Below are 19,279 nucleotides of genomic sequence, written 5' to 3'. Positions count from 1 at the left end.
TCTATTCTCGTTTCAACGCGGATTCGTGCCACTTCCTCAGCGCGAGATGCGCGATCAGGGACGTGGTTGCGTAGATGATCACCCCGGTGATCGCGATCAGGATCAGGGCCGCGAACATTCGCGGGATCTGCAACCTGTAGCCCGCCTCGAGGATGCGGAACGCGAGGCCCGATCCGATCCCGCCGGTGCCGGCCACGTATTCGGCCACGACCGCACCGATCAGGGCAAGCCCGCCCGCGATCTTGAGCCCGCCCAGAAAATAGGGAAGCGCGGAGGGAAGCTGAAGGTGGACCAGCCTCTGCCACCGGTTCGCCCGGTAGATCGTGAACAGATCGCGCAGATTGTGATCGGCCGATTTCAGGCCAAGCGTCGTGTTGGCAAGGATCGGGAAGAACGCCACAATCCATGCGCACATCAACAGCCCGACCATCCGGCTTTCGATATAGATGAAGATCAGAGGCGCGATCGAGACGATCGGCGTGACCTGAAGGATCACCGCGAAGGGCGAAAACGACATCTCGGCAAAACGCGACAGCGAAAAGATGACGGCAAGCCCGACACCGCCGACCACGGCCACGGCCAGCGCAAATCCGGTGATCTGAAGCGTTACCAGCAGCGATTGCGACAGCGTCCCCCAATCCTCGATCAGGGTCGACAGGACAAGCCCCGGCCGCGGCAGGATATAAGGTTCGATCTCGTTCCAGACGACCAGCCTGTCCCAGTACCAGATCGCGAGGGTCATCACTGCGATCGGGATCGCGTATTTCGCGATTTCCTCGTTGCGGCGGCGCCGGGCGCGGCGCTGTTCGTCGGCATCGATCAGGGGGGCGCTGCCGGATTGGGCCTTCTGCCGGCGTTCCTCGAGGCCAATATCGGGTGCTGTCATTCTGCTGCCTCCGTCTGGGCGAGTGCGCCGTGCAGGGTGGCGGATGCCTCGCGCGCGATCACGCCGTATTCGGGCGCCGTGCGCCAGTCGATTCCGCGCGGATAGGGCGCATCGACCGTGATTTCGCGGATCACGCGACCGGGTCGCGCGGCCATGATCAGGATGCGGTCGCTGAGGAACACGCTCTCGAACACCGAATGGGTGACGAAAATGACTGTCGCGCCGGTCTTTGCCTTCAGCGACAGAAGGTCGTCGTTCAGCTTCTGGCGGGTAATCTCGTCAAGCGCGGCGAAGGGTTCGTCCATCAGGATCAGGCGCGGGTTCGTCACCAGCGCCCGCGCGATCGACACCCGCATCTTCATCCCGCCCGACAATTCGCGCGGATAGCTCTTGTGGAACTTCTCCAGCCCGACGAGGGCCAGAACCTCGTGGATACGGTCGCGGACCTTGCCGAAACTCTGCCCCCTGAGCCGGAACGGCAGGAAGACATTCTTTTCGACCGTGGCCCAGGGCATCAGCGTGGGTTCCTGAAAGACCACGCCCAGATCATCGGCGCCCTGCCCGCCTTCCCACTCGATCCGGCCGGCCGTCGGAGGCATCAGCCCCGCGATCAGCCGCAACGCCGTGGACTTGCCGCAGCCCGACGGGCCAAGGAGGGAGATGAAATCCCCCTCGTTGACATCGAGCGACATATGCTCAAGCGCAACGATCCCGCCGTTGAAGGTCTTGTCGACCTCTCGCATGTGCAGGATCGGCGCACGCTCTCCCATCGGGGCCACGACCATGCGCCAGCTTACTCCGGCCGCAGCTCGAGGCCCAAGCCCTGATTGATGAAGCTCAGGTCATAGGACACCGTATAATCGAGCCCTTCGGGCAGCACGCCCGCCTCGACCATGTCGCTATAGAAGGCGGCGGAGCGTTCTTCGGTCATCGCGCCGATGCCCAGTTCCAGCGTGTCGCCTGAATCGACGATGCCGTTTGCGATCATCGCTTCGATGGCGAAATCGATCTTGTCCTGCGTCATGTCGGGGTTGTCCGACAGGATCAGTTCGTTGGCCGCGCTGTTGTCGCCATAGATGTAATTGTACCAGCCGAGGATCGACCCCTCGACAAAGCATTTCACCACCTCGGGCTGCTCGTCGATGACCTCCTGCTTGGTCTGGATCGTCGTCGAATAGGCGCCGTAGCCCGCGTCGGCGATCAGCCAGACATCCGGCGCCCAGCCGGTTTCCTGCTCGATTGCATAGGGCTCGGACGACAGATAGCCCTGCTGCGCGCTGTCTTCGTTCACGAGGAAGGGGGCGGAGTTGAAGGTATAGGGCTGGCGCTGCTCATCGTTGAAGCCATAGGCCGCCTTCATCCATTCGTAATAGGTCGCGGCGTCCTGAACGATCATGGTGAGGCCGGTCATCTCTGCGAAGCTGGAGACCTTGCCCGGATGGGTCATCAGGACTTGCGGATCCTTCTGGAAGGACGCCATGACATTCACGATGGGCAGGCCTTCCTGTGCGGCGAAATAGGCGTCGAGATGCCCGCCCATGTAAAAGTCGATACGCCCGGCCAGCATCAGGGCCTGGTTGTTCACCTGCGGGCCGCCCGGCAGGATCGACACATCCAGACCGCAGGCCTCGTAGGTGCCGTCGGCCACCGACTGGTAGAACCCGCCATGTTCGGCCTGCGCCACCCAGTTGGTACCAAAGGTCACGGGGGTCAAATCCTGTGCCACAACGGCCTGACCCGCGCCAAGGGCAGCGGCGGTCAGGCAGAATACTGAAATTCGATGCGTCATGATATCCTCGCATGGTTGCTATCGGAAATCAGACCGGGCGGGCAGCCACCGCTCAAGCGCTTCGGCCGGCTCCGTCGCTGAAATCAGCACGGATCGCACAAACGATGGGCAAATCCGCCAGCCCGCGACACTATTCCGGGCGCCGAGGAGTCAGAATGGTTAACCCGTCTGCCGGAGTCTGTCATGACAGGGATAGGCGTTCAAAATGACTCGACCGAACGTGAGGCCGCAATGAAATCACTACTGCCGACGACCATTGCAAGCCCCTTTGGGCGCTATGCGCACGGGGTCGAGATTCCCCCGGGCTGGCGGATTGCGATCACGTCGGGACAGCTGGCTCTGGCCCCGGATGGAACCATCCCAGACGACCCGCGCGCCCAGGCCGATCTGTGTTTCGCGAATTGCGCGGCGATCCTTGCAGAGGCCGGAATGACCCCGCAGAACACCATCCGCATCGCGGCCTTCGTGACACGGCGCGAGCACATGCAGGCCTACATGGCTGCCCGCGACGCCTGGCTGGGCGATATAAAGACCCTGCCCGCCTCGACACTCGTGATCGTGACCGGCTTCACCCGGCCCGAATTCCTCGTCGAAGTCGAAGTGACCGCCGCCGCCCCGTGATCCGGCCGGCGTGGCGGCGCTCCGGAATTCAGTGCAGGGGTCCTACCTGCGATAGGGCTCGATCCTGTCGGCGGACAAGGCGTAGCCGATATCCGCAAGCTGGGTCGAGATCGAAGAGACGCCGAACATGCCGATCACGTTGACCGCCTCGAACAATCCCTCGGCCTCGTAGGGTGTCTGCGTTGTCACGAAGACCAGCTGATTGGCCGGCGGCGGTGGCACATGCACGCAGGCGCCCACATAAGGCACAAGGATAAAGGCCGTGACGCCGGTGCCGTCATACTCGATGGGCACGATGAACCCCGGCAGCCGGACGATCTGGCCGTTCCAATCCCCCCGGACCCCGGTCGAGGCAGGCTGCTGGCTTACAAGCGGGGCGTCATCATGATCGATGAGGCCGCGCAGGGCCTCGGGGATCGCCGTCTCGCCCTCGGGAAGCAGGTCTGCCCAGTCAAGGTCGATGTAGTCCTCGGCCCGGCCCGGGCCCGGAACAAGCATTGCCGCCCCCGCCAAGCAGAGCAGGTTGCGGCGGCCAAGTTTCATTTGATCGGCTCTGTGCGTCATGATTTTACCATCATACCATCGGCAAGTGACATTCGGTAGGCTCGGATCGCGGGCAGAAGGCTCACAATTGCGCCAGCGCCGACAACGGCGACGACGACCTGACCCTCGCGCAGGCCGGGCGCGACGATCGGCAGCCACAGGCCAAACGCCTCATCGACAATCGGCTGCGCGATCACGAGACCGAGGTAAAGCAGGGCCACGCCGATCAGCGCCCCCGCCACCGCCATCACCATGGCCTCGAAGACCAGCATCCCAAGGATCGTCGCGGGCCGGGCCCCCATCGCGCGAAAGATCGCCATTTCCCGGCGGCGTTCGTTCAGGCTTGAAAAGATTGTGGCCATCATCCCGATCAGGGCCGTGACGACCACCATCGACGAGACGGCCAGAAGCGCAGTCTCTGCAATACCCACGATCCCCCACAGCTCCTGAAGGGCAACGCCCGGCAGAATGGCAAGCAGGGGCTCTTCGCCATATGTGTTGATGGCGCGTTGCAGCGCGAATGTCTGAAGCGGGCTTTGCACCCCGATCAGCGCGGCGGTTACGGCTTTGGGCGTCAGATCCATCTCGCGGATCACCTCGACGGGCGTGGACTGCCCCGGGACCTGTGCGCCGCTTTGCCAATCGACGTGAATGGCCTCGATCGCCTCCATGCTGACGATCACGGTGCGGTCGACGGGTGTGCCCGTCTTTGCGAGGATACCCGAGACGCGGAACGGCTGGTCCTCGTGTTCGGTGAACGACGCAAGCCCATGCGCCACCACGATCGGATCTCCGATGCCATAGGCCAGCGTAGCGGCCACATCGGCCCCGATGACCGCATCGAACAGATCCTCCATCGGGGCACCATCGGCGATTTCCAGCGACCGTCCCTGCCGGTATTTGTAGTGATCGAAAAAGGCCTGGCTCGTGCCCATCACCCGAAACTGGCGGTGGCTGTCACCCAGCGAAATGGGGACGATCCAGTCGATCTCGGGGCGCGCGGCGATATCCTGATAGCTTTCCCATGTGACGTTGTTGGTCGCATTCCCGATCCGAAAGACCGAATAGAGCAGCAGCTGAACCGATCCTGACCGGGCGCCCATGATCAGGTCGGTTTCCGAGATGGTGTCGGCAAAGCTCGCCTTTGCGCCGGTGCGGACCTTTTCCACCCCGAGGAACAACGCAACCGACAGCGCGATCGCCAGGATCGTCATGCCGACCGTCAGCGCGCGCGCCATCAGCGAGGCCAAGGCAAGACGCGCGATCATGCGGCCACCCTATCGATCCGGGCGATGTCTTCGATGCGCAGGACCCGATCGAACCGTTCGCCCAACCGGGGATCGTGACTCACCATCAGGAGCGACGTGTCACTGGCCGACAGTTGCGCGAACAGAAGATCGAGAAAGGCCGACTGGCTGTTGGCATCGAGCGCGGACGTGGGCTCATCCGCGATGATCAGGGGCGGTTGGCCGATCAGCGCGCGCGCAACCGCCACCCGTTGCTGTTGACCGACGCTCAGCGTCCCGGCCCGGGCGCGGCCCAGTTCCGGGGGCAGACCGAGGGCCGCGCACAGGCGTGCGGCCTCGTCCGGCGGCTTGGCCACGCGACCACGCCGCCGCGGCGCAAAGCGCAGGGGAAGGAGGATATTGTCTATAACCGAGCCGAATGGCAGCAGATTGAACTGCTGAAAGATGACGCCGATCTGTTCGGCGCGGAACCTGTCGCGCGCACCGCCCGACAGGCGCGTCACATCCTCGTCCGCGATCCTGACGATCCCCCGGTCAGGCATGATCGTGCCACAGATGAGCGACAGCAATGTCGACTTGCCCGAGCCGCTTTCTCCCAGAAGCAGGACCGCCTCGCCTCTTGCGACCGTCAGTTCGGGCACGGTCAGCGCGAAGCCCGCCCGGCCCGGCCAGCGAAAACTCAGGTCACGAAGGGCAAGAACGGTATCACTCACCCCGGTTCATGGTCCGAATTCGAGGGTGGGGCTGGCGCGCTCCACCTCGAAGGCCTGCGCACCGGAGGAGGTGATCAGCTGCACCTCGACCTCGCGCGCGTTGGGGAAGGTTTCGAAATAGGCAAAGCTGATCCCGCTCAGAGCCTCCGGATCGTCGCAGGTCAGAAGATATGTTGCATGAAACTCGGTGTGCCCGGCCTCGTGATCCTCGTCCGAGTGATCGTCGTGACCATCGTCTTCATGGTCGTGGGCCTGGTCATGATCATGGTCGTGATCATCGTGGTCGTCATCGGCCATGCCGCCTTCAAGGTCGGCGTCGGCCTCGGTCACGATGCACCCGGCCGCCGCCGGCAGGACAAACAGATCAAGCGGCGCGCGCAGGAGGCCGATGGCCGCGGTGATCGCGGCACGATCCGCATCGCTTTCAGCGGCGTATTCGAACCCGACGATATCTGCGCCCGGGGCCCGGAACTCCATCGCGACAAGCGCGCCGTCGATGGCGATGTTCAGGGCTGCGACGCCATGCTCATGAGCACCGAGACTGCGGGTTTCCTGCGCGAATGCAGGCATCGCCGCGACAAGAGCGATAATCGGAAGCGTCGGTTTCAAGATACATCTCCAACAAACAGGATACGGGGATCAGGCAGCACAGGCGCCACACAGACCATGGATTTCGACGATGTGCCGATCCGCGCGAAAGGCGCTCTGATCGGTCAGCGCCCGGAGCCGGGGCAGGATATCGCTGCCGTCATGCTCTTCCACCAGACCGCAATCTTCGCAGATCGCGAGAACGGGGACGCTTTCGACATGGCTGCAGCGGCACGGAACGAATGCCTTGATCGATTCAAGGCGATGGGCGCGCCCCTGATCCGTAAGGGCCGAGAGCGTGCGATACACGGTGGGCGGCGCAATGTCCGGTTCACGGTGCTGCAATTGTTCGAGGATCTGGTAGGCCGTCAAAGGCTTGTCGCAGGCATTGAGCACGTTCAACACGTCCTTCTGCCTTGCCGCCGCGCGTTTTCTCATCTGCCTTACTCCGACTGACTTCCAAATTTGTTACTTTATAAATTAAAATAGTGCAACCGACGACGCGGCTCTCCGTCTCGCGTGACAAAGCATCGTCACCGTTGTTGAGGCAGGTCAATGCGCCGAACTGATGGGGCTCTATGGTCCGGATCGAATTCGACCGATTTCAATCAACCAGTGTTCAGGGGGTAGCCTTGCAGAGCAGTCAGCTCGATCCGATGTTCAACCCGACTTCCGTCGCCGTCTTCGGCGCCAGCGAAACCTCGAGCGGGGTTGGCGCGCGGGTCCATGCCAATCTTCTGGCCGCAGGCTTTGACGGGCCGATCTATCCGGTCAATCCCAAGTATGACACGCTGTCCGGGCGGAGATGCTATGCCCGTGTTGCCGATATCGAGATGCCGGTGGACCTTGCCGTGATCGCGACACCAGCCGCGACCGTTCCGGGGATCGTCGGGCAATGCGCCGATGCCGGCATCCGCAACGTGATCGTCCTGTCCGCGGGCTTTGGCGAGGGTGGCGAAGCCGGAGAGCGGCTCGCAAGGCAACTTCTTGATACCGCGCAGCGCGAGGGTGTCCGGATCATGGGGCCCAATTGCGTGGGCCTTGTCCGGCCGCATCTCGGGCTGGACGCGACGTTCCTGCGGTCGAGCACCCCACCGGGCAGCCTTGCCCTCGTGTCGCAATCCGGTGCGTTGTGTTCGGCGATTTCCGACTGGGCAGAGCCGCATCACCTTGGCTTTTCGGCGCTGGTCTCGCTGGGCAATTCGCTCGACGTCGACTTCGGCGACGTGATCGACTTTCTGGCCAACGATCCGAAGACCCGCGCGATCCTTCTGTATGTCGAAGGGGTCCGCGACGCGAAGGCGTTCCTCTCGGCGCTGCGCCGGGCGACACAGACGAAACCCGTGGTCGTCCTGAAAACGGGGCGGCATCAGCAAAGCTCGGAAGCGGCGCACACCCACACCGGCGCGCTGATCGGCAATGACGACGTCTTTGACGCCGCACTGAGCCGTGCGGGTGCGGTGCGCGTTCAGGGCTTCGGGCAGCTGTTCGCCGCCGCAGAGGTTCTGTCGGCGGGAAAACGCAGCCGCGGCAATCGCCTGAGCATCATCACAAACGGCGGCGGCGCAGGTGTTCTGGCCGCCGACCGGGCGGGCGATCTGGGCATCGAACTCCCCCCGCTGGCGGATGCGACGCTGGCTGCGCTCGACAAGGTTCTGCCCGGCTTCTGGTCGCGGTCGAACCCGATCGACATTCTGGGCGACGCCTCGCCCGAGCATTATGGAGCAGCGGTCACCGCGGCGCTGGCCGATCCGGCGACGGATGGCGTGTTGGTGATGCTGACCCCGCAGGCCATGACAGAGGCCACCGAGGCCGCACGGACCATTGTCGAGACTGTCCCGAAATCCAGCCGGAAGCCCGTTCTGGCCTGCTGGATGGGTGAGACCGCCGTCGCCGAGGGCCGCGCGCTCTTGTCCGCCCATGGCATTCCCGACTTCACGACGCCGGAACACGCGGTCGAGGCGTTTTCCTATCTGGCCCAGTACGATCGGAACCGGCGTCTGTCGCTCGAGACACCGGGCCCGATCGAGGAACGCGCCCCGCATGACGTGGACGGTGCGCGGATGATAGTTGAGGCCGCCCTGTCCGAGGGGCGTGCGATGTTGTCGGACATCGAATCCAAGGCCGTTTTGCGGGCCTTCGGGATCCCCATCAACCTGACCATCGAAGCCCATGACGCCGACGATGCGCTGGTTGCGGCCGAGACCGTGGGCTTCCCGGTCGCCATGAAGATCCGCTCGCCGCAAGTGCCGCACAAGACCGATGTGGGCGGCGTGCGCATGGGCATCCAGACCGCTGTGGACGCGAAGATCGCGTTTCGTGACATCGTCGATCGGGTCCGCGCGGCGCGGCCCGACGCTGTGATCGAAGGCGTGACGGTCGAACGCATGGCCCGGATCGAGGATGCCCGGGAACTGGTGATCGGTGTCAGCCGCGATCCGATCTTCGGCCCGGTGATCCTGTTCGGCGCCGGCGGCACCATGGTCGAGATCCTGCGCGACAGCGCCGTGGGCCTGCCGCCGCTGAACGAGGTTCTGGCCCGACGGCTGATCGACCGGACGCGCGTCGCCCGTCTGCTCGATGCGTTCCGCGACAGGCCCGCCGTCGACAGCGACGCCATCGTCGACGTGTTGCTCCGCGTGTCCGAACTGGTCTGCGAATTGCCCAATATCAGCGGCCTCGACATCAACCCGCTGTTCGCAGGGCCGGGCGGCGTCATCGCCGTCGATGCGCGGATCACCGTCGCGCGCGCCCCTGCCCGCGACAAACCCTATGACCATATGGCGATCCATCCCTACCCGGCGCATCTGGTCAGCCGGCAACATCTTCAGGACGGCACACCCCTGACGATCCGGCCGATCCGGTCCGAAGACGCCGAAAGCGAGGCCGCCTTCGTCAAGGACCTCTCGGCCGAGGCAAAGCGGCTGCGGTTCATGGGCGCGATCAGCGAGCTGTCGCCCGAGATGCTCGTCCAGTTCACGCAGATCGATTACCGCCGGGAAATGGCGCTTGTCGCGATTGTCGAACAACCGTCGGGGCCGAAACAGGTGGGCGTGGCGCGGTATTCGATCAACCCGGACAGGACGAGCTGCGAATTCGCGATCGTGGTGTCCGATGACATCCAGAACCAGGGTCTGGGAACGCGGCTGATGAAGGCCCTGATGGAGGCCGCACGCGATCACGGCCTGACCCGGATCGAGGGGACGGTCCTGAAGAAGAACGCACCGATGCTGAACCTGATGACGGAGCTTGGTTTCGCGGTCAGGCCCATTCCGGACGATCCCGATATCGTCGCGATCGACCGCTGGCTTTGAGGGGACCAGATGCTGGGTTACATTTCACACGACGATTGCATGAAGCATGACACCGGCCCGCTTCACCCCGAGGCGCCGGAACGGCTTGATGCGATCTCGAACCAGCTGATCATGTCGGGGCTGGATTACGTGCTGATGCGCCATGACGCGCCAAAGGCCACGCGCGAACAGATCGAGCGGATCCATGACCCGGCCTATGTCGATCGCATCATCGCCGCAGCCCCCGAAAACGGATCGGTCGAGATCGACGGCGATACCGTCATGTCGCCGGGCACGCTCAACGCCGCGCTGCGCGCCGCGGGCGCGGGTGTGATGGCGGTCGATCTGATCATGTCGGGCAAGGCAAACCCGGTCTTCTGCGCGGTGCGCCCGCCCGGCCATCATGCCGAACGCGCCCAGGCGATGGGCTTTTGCCTGTTCAACAACGTGGCCATCGCGGCGGCCCATGCGCTCGAGGCGCATGGCCTGTCGCGGGTGGCCATCGTGGATTTCGACGTGCATCACGGCAACGGCACCGAAGATGCCTTTGCGGACGAGCCGCGCGTGTTGTTCTGCTCCTCGTTCCAGCATCCGTTCTACCCCTATTCGGGGCACGAGGCCGACACGCCCAACCTTGTCGATGTGCCCCTGCCCGCGGGCACGGCGGGCCCGGCCTTCCGGGCGGCGGTGTCGGAGCACTGGTTCCCGGCTCTCGAGGCGTTCCGCCCCCAGATGATCCTGATCTCTGCCGGGTTCGACGCGCATATCATGGATGACATGTCCTCGCTTGCGCTGTCAGAGGCCGACTACGGCTGGATCACCAGCGAACTTGTCGCGATCGCCAAACGCCATGCCGAGGGACGGATCGTCTCCATCCTCGAGGGGGGATATGACCCCGGGTCGCTTGCGCGCAGCGTGGTGGCGCATCTTAAGGCGCTGCTGGACTGACGGCGCAACGGGGGACCTGTCACAACAGGGCTGTCATGGCCGTCGATCGGCCTATTCCCGCTTGCCCGCCCGCACCGTTGCAGCCAGTCTGGCGGGGAATGAATGACAAGACCGGACAGCTCGAATGAAACCTCCCGCCAATACCTTCAAGGCAACCCTCGGAACAGGTCGGCACCAGCTTGGCCTCTGGAACACCATCGGCGGCAACACAGTGCCCGAGATGCTGGGAGGCGCGGGGTTCGACTGGGTTCTGATCGATTGCGAACATGCCGCCATCGAAACCGTCGAGGTGCTGCCCGCCCTTCAGGCGATCGAGGCCAATCCCAACGTCTCCTGCGCCGTCAGACCTGCGGCGAACGATCCGATCCTGTTCAAACGGCTCCTTGATATGGGGGTTCAGACGCTTCTGGTGCCTTATGTCCAGAGCCGCGAAGAGGCCGAGGCCGCCGTCCGCGCCATGCGGTATGGGCCGCACGGCGTGCGCGGCATGGCCGGCATGACGCGCGCCACCCGCTATGGCCGGATCGAGGATTACTTCAACACCGCCGAGGACGAGTTGTGCCTCGTTCTGCAAATTGAGACGGTCGCCGGGCTTGATGCGCTGGAAGACATCGCCACGACCGATGGCGTCGACGCGATCTTTTTCGGCCCCGCGGACCTGAGCGCCTCGATGGGCCTGCGCGGCCAGATCACCCATCCCGACGTGGTGGCCGCGATCGAAGACGGGCTGGCCCGGTTGCAGGCCATCGGTGTGCCCGGCGGGGTCATGGCGCTTGATCCCAGCGTGGCGAGGCACTTCATCTCGAAGGGGTCGAGCTTCACCGCCGTGGGCGTCGATCTGGTCCTGCTGGCCAATGCGGTCGAGGCGCTGAAACAAGAGTTCTGATTGGGTCAACGTCCTGACCCTGCCCAAGGGCCGGGCCGCCGGTCGATTTCAGGCACCACCTCGCGCGGCCATCAGCTGATCGAACGAGGCACGCATCCGCGAGGCGCTGGCCGTGTGCCCGGTGATCAACTCGAACGCCGCGACAGCCTGATAGAGCGCCATCGCGCCGCCATTCATCACGCGCAGGCCGCGCGCGCGCGCCGCCCGGGTCAGGGCGGTTTCCAGCGGGAAATAGACGATATCGGCGACCCATGCGCCGGGGCCAAGCCTTTGCGGATCAAAGGCCATCCCGGGATAGGCATCCATGCCCAGAGGCGTCGCATTGACGGCACCAGCGGCGCGCGCCAGATCGGCCGATCCGGACCGGATCTGCGCCGCGGGCCGCGCCGCGCGAAGCTGATCGGCCAGCGCCTCGGCCCGGGCCTCGTCAAGATCGACAAGGGTCAGCCGGGCCCCCGCGTCCACAAGCGCCAGCGCCGTTGCGGCCCCTGCCCCCCCTGCCCCGAATTGAACGATATCCACGCCCTCGACCCGCGGATCAAAGGCCTGCAGCGCGGCGGCAAAGCCCGAATAATCGGTCGTGTGGCCGCTGCGCCGGCCATCCCGGAAGACGATAGTGTTGACGGTGCCCAGCGCCTGCGAGGCATCGGACAGCGCATCCAGATGACGGGCAACCTGCATCTTGTGCGGATGCGTGATGTTGAGACCCGCGTAGCCCTGCGCCTCGGCATGATCGAGGATTGCGGACAAGGACATGTCTTTCCAGGGGGCAAGCGCGGTGTCGAACCGCTCATAGCGATAGGCCAGACCCTGTGCCCGGCCCTCGGCCTCGTGCATCCCGGGCGTCAGCGACGGCCCGATCCCGCTCCCGACAAGGGCAGCTTTCATCCCGCGTATCCGAACAGCCGGGGCAGGAACAACACGAGGTCCGGCACAAGGATCATGACCAGAAGCGCAATCAGCAGAACGCCCAGAAATGGCCAGATCTCGCCAATGATGTCGCGCAACGGGATGCCGGTCACGGCGTTGATGACGAACAGCAGGATGCCATATGGCGGTGTGATCAGGCCGATCATCGAATTGACCACGACCAGCACGCCGAAATGCACGAGGTCTATGCCCAGCGCCTCGCATGTCGGGATGAACAGAGGCACGATGACAAGGATGATCGTCGTCGCATCCAGAACACAGCCCAGAAGCAGGATCAACACGTTGACCGCGAGGATGAAGACAAGCGGATGCACGTCGAGGCCGGTCAGGTATTCCGACATCATGCCGGGGATGTTCTCGGACACGACGATGAAGTTCAGGATCAATGCCCCGCCGATCACGACCCCGACCGCGGCCGAGGAGCGCGCGCTCTCGACGAAGATGCGATAGAGCGCATGCAGGCTCAGCGCGCGGTAGAACAGCCCCGCCAGCAGCAGCGCATAGAAGGCCGCGACAGCCGCGGCCTCGGTCGGTGTGGTGACACCGCCATAGATGCCATAGAGCAGGATCACCGGCATCAGGAGCGCGGGGAAGGCATTCGCGGTCTTCCGGGGCAATTCCCGCAGTGGGACGGGGTCCTCCACCGCAAATCCACGCTTGCGGGCAAGATAGCTGTTCATGCTCATCAGCACGCCACCCATCATCAGACCCGGCAGGATCCCCGCCAGAAAGAGCGAGCCGATCGAGGCGTTGGAGACCAGCGCGTAAAGGACCATCGGGATCGACGGCGGGATGATCGGGCCGATGGTGGCCGAAGCCGCGGTGATCGCGGCGGCATAGCCGCCCGGATAGCGCCCGCCCTTCGTCATCATCTGGATGATGATCTTGCCGATGCCAGCCGCATCCGCCACGGCCGACCCCGACATCCCCGAAAAGATCAACGAGGCCACGACATTGACGTGGCCCAGACCGCCGCGGAACCGACCCACGGCCGCCACGCAGAAATTCAGGAGCCGCTCGGAGATGGTGCCCGCATTCATGATGTTCGCGGCCACGATGAAGAGCGGCACGGCCAGCAGAACAAAGCTTCCGAACAGGCCCTGAAGTATCTTTTCGCCCGTCAGCGCGAGGTCCATGCCGGCGGCGCCCAGATAGACCAGCGACGCCAGTATGATGGCAAAGGCAATCGGCGTGCCGATCCCCGCCAGCCCGAACAGCGTGACAAGACAGAGCGCCAGTTCGAGGCTCATGTCGGCGTGTCCGCTTTGCGGGGTCCGGGCTGTTCGTCCTCTTCGACGATCAGAAGATGGTCGTCATCGGGCGGACCATTGCGCAGAATATCGATGAAGCGCCACGTGTATCTGGCCGCGATGACCAGCATGAACACGCCATAGATCGAGAAGATCGTCCGCATCGGGATGCGATCCCCGGTGATCGGCAGACGAACGGTCGAGGTGCCGCGCAGCTTCAGGAAATCGATGTAGTCCCATGTTGGCAAGAACGACCACAGCATTCCGATCGCGATCGCGGCCGAAAAGAACAGCGCGAGGCCCTGCCTGAGCCGCCGGGGCGCGGCGAGGTAGAAGATGTCGAACGTGACATGGTCGCGTTCCCGAACGATGAAGGCGCAGCCGAAGAACACGATCCAGACCCAGAGGATCAGGCAAAGTTCAAGGGTCCAGCCAAACGGCGACTTCAGGACATAGCGCGAGAATATCTGAAGCAGGAACGTAAGAAACATCGCCGCCAGCATCGTGGCGGCGATGAATTCAGTGCCGCGGGTGAACCATGTGGTGATGGCCTTCATGACTGGCTTTCCCCGCGGCGATACTTACTCACACGTGTCGATCAGTTGCCGAGCGCGTTGATCCGCTCGAGCACGCCCTCGGGCCAGCTCTCGGCGAATTCGCTGCCGACATACTGCGCCTGCACATGGGTGCGGAACGCTTCAAGATCGGGGGTGTAGATCTCGACACCCTGGCTGCGGATGAAATCGGCCAGGTTGTTTTCCTTCTCGAGCTGCTTGAGCCGGCCCCACGCGGCGGCGGCATCTGCGGCGCGCTGCACCGTCAGTTGCTGATCCGGTGTCAGGCTGTCCCACGTCTCTTTCGAGAAGGCGATGTAGTTGAGATCGACCAGATGCGAGGTCAGCACGATCTGCTGGGTGACTTCATAGAACTTGGCATCGACAACCGTCGGAAGCGGGTTGTCCTGCCCGTCGACGGCCCCCGTCGACAGCGCGGTATAGACCTCGGTGAAGGCCACGGGCGTCGGCGACGCGCCAAGGGCCGCGCCAAGGAACTGCCATGCATCGGTGCCCGGCATCCGCAGGTTCACGCCGTCAAGATCGGCGGGCGTCTGCACATCAAGCTCTTCGCGCGACTGGCGCAGGTTCACATGGCGCCGGCCAAGGTACATGACCGACAGCAACTTGACGCCCAGCTCGTCCTCGACCTTCTGCTTGAACGGATCCATCAGCGGATCGTTGAAGACACGCACCTGGTGGGCGGCGTCCTGATGGACATAGCCCGTCGCGAAGATCGAGAATTCCGGGAAGAACTGGGCCAGCTCCTGCGCGGAGGCGATCGACATCGTCAGGTTGCCGCGGCTGATGGCCTCCAGCTCGGTGCCCTGAGCAAAAAGCGTGGCGTTATAGCCCGGCTGGAAATCGGCGAATTCGGCGACCATCGGCGCAAAGACCTGCGCCATGGCAACCGAACGCTGGTCGGTTTCGGAGCCCGCCGTCGCGAGCGTGAAGTTCAGGCGATCCTGCGCAAGTGCGCCGCCAGTCGTGCCGGCCAGAATGCCGGCGGACAGCGCGGCCCCGATGGCCGCACGGCGGGTAAGTTTCATGGTCATGTTTTCCTCCCTGGGGTGTTAGTCAAAAAGCCTCCGAGCAAAGCCTCGCCAAACACGGATCATAATTCAAGATTTTTCCCGAAATATCTGATATTTCGACAGAACATTCGGGACATGCGGGCGCCCATCGTCATAGCTTCACGCAGGCCCCGGTCGCTGCAGCCTGTTGAATTGCCTCGATAACTCTGAGTGTCCTGACCCCCTCCTCGCCCGAGACAAGAGGCCGGGCATCCCCCCGGATGACATCGGCGAAATGCACGATCTGGTTCACAAGAGGATCCGTCGCGTCACGAATCTCCGATCTGGCCGAGATCGGCGTCCACCAGTCGCGCCCCCCCTTGGCATGGGACCAGACCCGCAGGTCCGGCAACGACAGGGACCCGGCAGAGCCGCCGATCAGGTAGCAGCTTTGCGATGTGCGCGGGTAGATCGGGTATTCGCCGGCCGTCATCTCCCAGCTCCACGGGGCCACGATACTGTCCGACACGGTGACCGTCCCGATCGCGCCGCTTGCGAATTCCAGAAGGGCACTCGCCACATCCTCGTTCTGACCGCCCCGCGCCGCAGGGCGGGCCACCGCGCGCACCGTCGCGACGTCGCCACAGAGGTAGCGCAGAAGGTCCACGTCATGCACGAGGTTCACCGACACGGGCCCCGCACCCACCTGCCGCCGCCACGGCGCCTCATCGAAATAAGCATCGGGCTTGTAGAACCAGCAGGTGGCCTGAACGGCGCGGATCTCGCCGATCTCGCCGCTTTCGATGATCTCGCGGGCGCGATGGATCAGAGGATTGTGACGGCGGTGGTGGCCCACAAGGATGGGAACACCGCGCGCATCGGCAAGGGCCACCAGACCTTCGGCTTCGCTTGCACGCGTCGCGATGGGCTTTTCGATCAGGACGGGGCATCCGGCCTCGACGCAGACCAGCGCCTGTTCCACGTGGAGGGCGTTGGGTGTCGCCAGTATCACGCCATCCAATTGTCCGCTCTCGAGACAAGCCTCTAGAGACGCGAGGCTTGCATGGCCATCGGCCTCGGCCAGCGCGCGGGCCGCGGGATCGGGATCGACCACAGATGCCAACTCGACGCCTCGGACCTGCCCGATGGCGGCGGCATGGCGCCGACCGACAAGGCCGTAGCCAACGACGGACAAGGCAATCGGGCGTTTCATGGTCTTCCCCGTGCGGCATCGGACGAAGGCAGACGCTAGCCGAGGTTCCCGGACGCCGCAAGAATATATGGTATTTGTGGATTTGCCTGACTTTATGACCAATACTGACATCAATGCGATCTGATTGAATGTCTGTGATCCGACAAAACATAGGATGATCGGAATGACCCAAGTGAGCGCGACTGTCGGATCGACGGTTTACCATCAGATCAAGCAGGACATCATCTTCGGCAGGCTTGCCCCGGCCCGCAAACTCAAGCTCAACGAACTGAAGGATCGCTACTCCGCCAGCCTGTCGACCTTGCGCGAAACGCTCAACCGCCTGGCAAGCGAGGGCTTTGTCGACGCCCCCGCGCAGCGCGGCTTCTTTGTCAGGGACGTCTCCCCCGGGGACCTTGCCGAAATCGCCAGCCTGAGGGTTCTGCTGGAATGCCATGCCCTCGAATTGTCGATCGAGAATGGCGATACGGACTGGGAAGGCAACCTTGTCGCCGCGCACCACAAGCTGAGCCTGACGGAACAGCGCATGCTTGCGGGCGATACGTCAACCAAGGAGACGTGGAAACGCTATGACTGGGAATTCCACCTCGCGACGATCCAGGCTTGCCGGCAGCGCAACCTGCTCGATCTGCATGCGATCATCTATGACAAGTATCTGCGCTATCAGAACCTCGTTCTGACCCATCGTGGCGAGATGGCCAGCCGCGAGCATGCAGAATTGCTCGAGGCCGCGATTGCGCGCGACGCGACGCGCGCCAAGGCGCTGTTGAAGGTTCACGTCATCGGCGGGCTGCAGCACACGAGCGAGGCGATGGGATGGGATATTCCCACCTAGCCAAGCGCGATCCAGACCGGGAGCGCACCCCTTGCGCGCAGGCTCGTGACGACGATCGGGATCAGCGTCACCGCGCTCATGACCTGATTATGAAGGCGCAGGATCTCGGGCGGACCGGCCATTGGCTGCACCCGTGCGGCCCGGGCGTTTGTGCCGAGGCGCTCTGCTCAGGCGGATCGCAGCCGGATATCGGGGCCCGTGCTATAGGTGGCCGCAGCGTCAACGATGGCGTCGGCGTCGATCCGGAAATGAGCGTGCAGGTCTTCGATGGTGCCGGTCTGGCCAAAATGTTCGACCCCGAGCGGAGCCACCCTGTGCCCGGCCACCGCCCCCAGCCACGACAGCGTCGCGGGATGACCGTCAAGGACGGTCACGATCAGACAATGGCCCGGCAGATTGCCGAGAAGGCGCTCGATATGGCTCGGACCGCCGGTCCTACGCATCCGCCCCCGCTGCGCCGCCGTCCAGCCGGCATTGAGCCGGTCCGCCGAGGTTACCGCCAGCACGGCCACGTCACGCCGGTCATTGCCGATCCGGCCCGCGGCTTCGATTGCAGCCGGCGCGACCGCGCCCTGATAGGCAATGACGACCTCGGTGTTCGGCGCGGGCGGGCGCAGCCAATAGGCGCCGTCGATCACACCACGGGCGAACTCGGCCGACCTCGGGCTGCGCATCTGTTCAAGCGGACGGGTGGACAGTCGCAGATAGACGGCGCCGCCGGTCTCGTCCCTGAGCCACGTGTGCTCGTCCGGGTCCCCATCCCCGTCGTGCTGCATGTAATCGAACGACCAGTCCATGATGACCGACAATTCATCGAGATAAGCGGGCTCGAAACTGGCGAGCCCATCGTGCGACATCCCGATCAGCGGTGTGCCCACCGATTGATGCGCGCCCCCTTCGGGTGCAAGCGTGACGCCCGAGGGCGTGCCGACGATCATGAACCGGGCATCCTGATAGCAGGCGTAGTTCAGCGCATCGAGGCCGCGGGCCACGAAGGGATCATAGACCGTTCCCACCGGTAGAAGCCGCGCACCGAACAGGGAATGCGACAGCCCCGCGGCGCCAAGCGCAAGAAACAGGTTCATCTCGGCGATGCCGAGTTCCAGATGCTGACCCTCCGGCGAGAACCGCCATTTCTGGGTCGATGGCACGGTCTGGTCGCGGAACGTATCGGCCCGCTCGGTCCGGGCGAACAAACCCCGGCGATTGACCCAAGGGCTGAGCCCAGTCGAGATCGTCACGTCCGGAGACATCGTCAGGATACGGTCCGCGATGCCGCCCTTGCGGCGCCCCATCGCGTCGAGGATCTTGCCAAAGCCCGCCTGCGTCGACTGGACCGCGTCATCGATCCAGACCGGACCGTCGGTCGGCAGGCGTGGCGCGGCGTGGCGGCGGGCGCCTTGTGCAAAGAACGGCACCTTCGCGAGAAAATCGCGCAAGCCACGCGCGTCGGCCACGGTCGACAGAGGCTCCCATTCCTGTCCCTCGGCCACCCCGTGGCGCGCCTGCATCTGCTGCATCTGCGCCGGGGTCATCAGGCCGCCGTGGTTGTCCTTGTGGCCGGCCAGCGGCGTGCCCCAGCCCTTGATCGTATAGGCAAGAAAGGCGGTCGGCCTGTCATCGTCGATGTCGTCGAAGGCCTGCGCCATCGTCTCTACGCATTGGCCCCCGAGATTGGTCATCAGATCGGCAAGCTCGTCGTCGCTGCGGCGGCCCAGCAGCGCGGAGACCGCGCCCTGATCGCCGATATCGTCCATCAACCGGTCGCGCCATGCGGCACCGCCCTTGAAGGTCAGCGCGGAGAAGAGGTCATTGGGACAGCTGTCGATCCAGTCACGCAGAACCGCGCCCCCCGGTTCCTCGAAGGCCGCCCGTTGCAGCGCGCCATGCTTGATCCGGACAACGCGCCAGCCGAAGGCGCCGAAGATCGCCTCGATCCGCTGCCATGGAGTGCCCCCACTGAAGTGGTC

General features: G+C 64.1%; 20 protein-coding genes. 5 read left to right on the top strand and 15 right to left on the bottom strand.

Features of this window, described 5'->3' with window-relative positions:
• Window position 1 precedes the first annotated feature (1 nt).
• The 3 genes from EP376_RS00095 to EP376_RS00085 are packed head-to-tail and all read right to left on the bottom strand — an operon-like array spanning window position 2 to window position 2,675.
• Complete coding sequence (locus EP376_RS00095; protein WP_127653509.1) at window positions 2-886, bottom strand: ABC transporter permease; 885 nt, start codon at window positions 884-886, stop codon at window positions 2-4.
• Window positions 883-1,671, bottom strand: coding sequence for an ABC transporter ATP-binding protein (locus EP376_RS00090; RefSeq protein ID WP_238928534.1), 789 nt, complete (start codon window positions 1,669-1,671; stop codon window positions 883-885). The genes EP376_RS00095 and EP376_RS00090 overlap by 4 nt, the downstream gene beginning before the upstream one ends.
• Window positions 1,672-1,679: 8 nt before the next feature.
• Window positions 1,680-2,675 (bottom strand): ABC transporter substrate-binding protein, encoded by a 996-nt coding sequence (locus EP376_RS00085; protein WP_127653508.1) that lies wholly within the window; start codon window positions 2,673-2,675, stop codon window positions 1,680-1,682.
• 231 nt (window positions 2,676-2,906) lie between these two features.
• Between EP376_RS00085 and EP376_RS00080 the strand changes: the two genes are divergently transcribed.
• Window positions 2,907-3,296, top strand: a complete 390-nt coding sequence (locus tag EP376_RS00080; RefSeq protein WP_127653507.1) for a RidA family protein — start codon at window positions 2,907-2,909, stop codon at window positions 3,294-3,296.
• A gap of 42 nt (window positions 3,297-3,338) precedes the next feature.
• On the opposite strand, the gene EP376_RS00075 is transcribed toward EP376_RS00080, so the two are convergent.
• From EP376_RS00075 to EP376_RS00055, 5 genes are read right to left on the bottom strand one after another with little or no spacing between them, the layout of a single operon-like run.
• A complete protein-coding gene (locus EP376_RS00075) occupies window positions 3,339-3,839 on the bottom strand; it encodes a DUF3299 domain-containing protein (RefSeq protein ID WP_127653506.1) in 501 nt (166 codons plus the stop codon).
• Between the two features lie 17 nt (window positions 3,840-3,856).
• Window positions 3,857-5,107, bottom strand: coding sequence for an ABC transporter permease (locus EP376_RS00070; protein ID WP_127653505.1), 1,251 nt, complete (start codon window positions 5,105-5,107; stop codon window positions 3,857-3,859).
• The gene (locus EP376_RS00065) at window positions 5,104-5,799 is read right to left on the bottom strand and encodes an ABC transporter ATP-binding protein (protein WP_127653504.1); all 696 of its coding nucleotides are present in this window, start codon (window positions 5,797-5,799) and stop codon (window positions 5,104-5,106) included. Before EP376_RS00065 ends, EP376_RS00070 begins: the two co-directional genes overlap by 4 nt.
• A gap of 6 nt (window positions 5,800-5,805) precedes the next feature.
• Window positions 5,806-6,408 (bottom strand): zinc uptake protein ZrgA, encoded by a 603-nt coding sequence (gene zrgA / locus EP376_RS00060; protein ID WP_238928533.1) that lies wholly within the window; start codon window positions 6,406-6,408, stop codon window positions 5,806-5,808.
• Between the two features lie 30 nt (window positions 6,409-6,438).
• Entirely contained in the window at window positions 6,439-6,825 is a 387-nt protein-coding gene (locus EP376_RS00055; protein WP_127653503.1) for a Fur family transcriptional regulator, read from the bottom strand.
• Between the two features lie 194 nt (window positions 6,826-7,019).
• Between EP376_RS00055 and EP376_RS00050 the strand changes: the two genes are divergently transcribed.
• The 3 genes from EP376_RS00050 to EP376_RS00040 all read left to right on the top strand — a co-directional run bounded on the left by EP376_RS00050 (window position 7,020) and on the right by EP376_RS00040 (window position 11,514).
• Window positions 7,020-9,701: a bifunctional acetate--CoA ligase family protein/GNAT family N-acetyltransferase gene (locus EP376_RS00050; RefSeq protein ID WP_203330901.1), complete on the top strand. Its 2,682-nt coding sequence runs from the start codon at window positions 7,020-7,022 to the stop codon at window positions 9,699-9,701.
• Window positions 9,702-9,740: 39 nt separating this feature from the next.
• Entirely contained in the window at window positions 9,741-10,628 is an 888-nt protein-coding gene (locus EP376_RS00045) for a histone deacetylase family protein (protein ID WP_238928531.1), read from the top strand.
• A gap of 124 nt (window positions 10,629-10,752) precedes the next feature.
• Window positions 10,753-11,514 (top strand): HpcH/HpaI aldolase family protein, encoded by a 762-nt coding sequence (locus tag EP376_RS00040; protein ID WP_127653501.1) that lies wholly within the window; start codon window positions 10,753-10,755, stop codon window positions 11,512-11,514.
• A 48-nt stretch (window positions 11,515-11,562) separates the two neighbouring features.
• Here EP376_RS00040 and EP376_RS00035 read toward each other — a convergent pair whose 3' ends face one another.
• From EP376_RS00035 to EP376_RS00015, 5 genes are all read right to left on the bottom strand, one after another.
• Complete coding sequence (locus tag EP376_RS00035) at window positions 11,563-12,402, bottom strand: shikimate dehydrogenase (RefSeq protein WP_127653500.1); 840 nt, start codon at window positions 12,400-12,402, stop codon at window positions 11,563-11,565.
• On the bottom strand, window positions 12,399-13,694 hold the full coding sequence (locus EP376_RS00030) for a TRAP transporter large permease (protein WP_127653499.1): 1,296 nt from the start codon (window positions 13,692-13,694) through the stop codon (window positions 12,399-12,401). The genes EP376_RS00035 and EP376_RS00030 overlap by 4 nt, the downstream gene beginning before the upstream one ends.
• A complete protein-coding gene (locus tag EP376_RS00025; RefSeq protein ID WP_127653498.1) occupies window positions 13,691-14,251 on the bottom strand; it encodes a TRAP transporter small permease in 561 nt (186 codons plus the stop codon). The genes EP376_RS00030 and EP376_RS00025 overlap by 4 nt, the downstream gene beginning before the upstream one ends.
• A 41-nt stretch (window positions 14,252-14,292) precedes the next feature.
• Window positions 14,293-15,303 (bottom strand): TRAP transporter substrate-binding protein DctP, encoded by a 1,011-nt coding sequence (dctP, locus tag EP376_RS00020; protein WP_127653497.1) that lies wholly within the window; start codon window positions 15,301-15,303, stop codon window positions 14,293-14,295.
• 130 nt (window positions 15,304-15,433) lie between these two features.
• On the bottom strand, window positions 15,434-16,474 hold the full coding sequence (locus EP376_RS00015) for a Gfo/Idh/MocA family protein (protein ID WP_127653496.1): 1,041 nt from the start codon (window positions 16,472-16,474) through the stop codon (window positions 15,434-15,436).
• A gap of 163 nt (window positions 16,475-16,637) precedes the next feature.
• Here EP376_RS00015 and EP376_RS00010 point away from each other — a divergent pair, with 163 nt between their 5' ends.
• Complete coding sequence (locus tag EP376_RS00010) at window positions 16,638-17,309, top strand: GntR family transcriptional regulator (protein WP_127653495.1); 672 nt, start codon at window positions 16,638-16,640, stop codon at window positions 17,307-17,309.
• On the opposite strand, the gene EP376_RS23475 is transcribed toward EP376_RS00010, so the two are convergent.
• Window positions 17,306-17,431: a hypothetical protein gene (locus EP376_RS23475; RefSeq protein ID WP_255519417.1), complete on the bottom strand. Its 126-nt coding sequence runs from the start codon at window positions 17,429-17,431 to the stop codon at window positions 17,306-17,308. The two genes, EP376_RS00010 and EP376_RS23475, sit on opposite strands and share 4 nt — an antisense overlap.
• 45 nt (window positions 17,432-17,476) lie before the next feature.
• Window positions 17,477-19,279 (bottom strand): transketolase (locus EP376_RS00005; protein WP_127653494.1); only part of this gene is annotated, 1,803 nt, incomplete at its 5' end.

The sequence above is a fragment of the Alexandriicola marinus genome (assembly GCF_004000435.1).
Classification (GTDB): domain Bacteria; phylum Pseudomonadota; class Alphaproteobacteria; order Rhodobacterales; family Rhodobacteraceae; genus Alexandriicola; species Alexandriicola marinus.
The sequence above is the reverse complement of the archived record's forward strand: the minus strand, read 5'-3'. Positions and strand labels throughout refer to the sequence as shown.

What these genes read in the sequence shown, in the direction of transcription:
- EP376_RS00095 (WP_127653509.1), bottom strand. Translation starts at nt 886, where the DNA reads ATGACAGCACCCGATATTGGCCTCGAGGAACGCCGGCAGAAGGCCCAA.
- EP376_RS00090 (WP_238928534.1), bottom strand. Translation starts at nt 1,671, where the DNA reads ATGGTCGTGGCCCCGATGGGAGAGCGTGCGCCGATCCTGCACATGCGA.
- EP376_RS00085 (WP_127653508.1), bottom strand. Translation starts at nt 2,675, where the DNA reads ATGACGCATCGAATTTCAGTATTCTGCCTGACCGCCGCTGCCCTTGGC.
- EP376_RS00080 (WP_127653507.1), top strand. Translation starts at nt 2,907, where the DNA reads ATGAAATCACTACTGCCGACGACCATTGCAAGCCCCTTTGGGCGCTAT.
- EP376_RS00075 (WP_127653506.1), bottom strand. Translation starts at nt 3,839, where the DNA reads ATGAAACTTGGCCGCCGCAACCTGCTCTGCTTGGCGGGGGCGGCAATG.
- EP376_RS00070 (WP_127653505.1), bottom strand. Translation starts at nt 5,107, where the DNA reads ATGATCGCGCGTCTTGCCTTGGCCTCGCTGATGGCGCGCGCGCTGACG.
- EP376_RS00055 (WP_127653503.1), bottom strand. Translation starts at nt 6,825, where the DNA reads ATGAGAAAACGCGCGGCGGCAAGGCAGAAGGACGTGTTGAACGTGCTC.
- EP376_RS00045 (WP_238928531.1), top strand. Translation starts at nt 9,741, where the DNA reads ATGAAGCATGACACCGGCCCGCTTCACCCCGAGGCGCCGGAACGGCTT.
- EP376_RS00040 (WP_127653501.1), top strand. Translation starts at nt 10,753, where the DNA reads ATGAAACCTCCCGCCAATACCTTCAAGGCAACCCTCGGAACAGGTCGG.
- EP376_RS00035 (WP_127653500.1), bottom strand. Translation starts at nt 12,402, where the DNA reads ATGAAAGCTGCCCTTGTCGGGAGCGGGATCGGGCCGTCGCTGACGCCC.
- EP376_RS00030 (WP_127653499.1), bottom strand. Translation starts at nt 13,694, where the DNA reads ATGAGCCTCGAACTGGCGCTCTGTCTTGTCACGCTGTTCGGGCTGGCG.
- EP376_RS00025 (WP_127653498.1), bottom strand. Translation starts at nt 14,251, where the DNA reads ATGAAGGCCATCACCACATGGTTCACCCGCGGCACTGAATTCATCGCC.
- dctP (WP_127653497.1), bottom strand. Translation starts at nt 15,303, where the DNA reads ATGACCATGAAACTTACCCGCCGTGCGGCCATCGGGGCCGCGCTGTCC.
- EP376_RS00015 (WP_127653496.1), bottom strand. Translation starts at nt 16,474, where the DNA reads ATGAAACGCCCGATTGCCTTGTCCGTCGTTGGCTACGGCCTTGTCGGT.
- EP376_RS00010 (WP_127653495.1), top strand. Translation starts at nt 16,638, where the DNA reads ATGACCCAAGTGAGCGCGACTGTCGGATCGACGGTTTACCATCAGATC.
- EP376_RS23475 (WP_255519417.1), bottom strand. Translation starts at nt 17,431, where the DNA reads ATGGCCGGTCCGCCCGAGATCCTGCGCCTTCATAATCAGGTCATGAGC.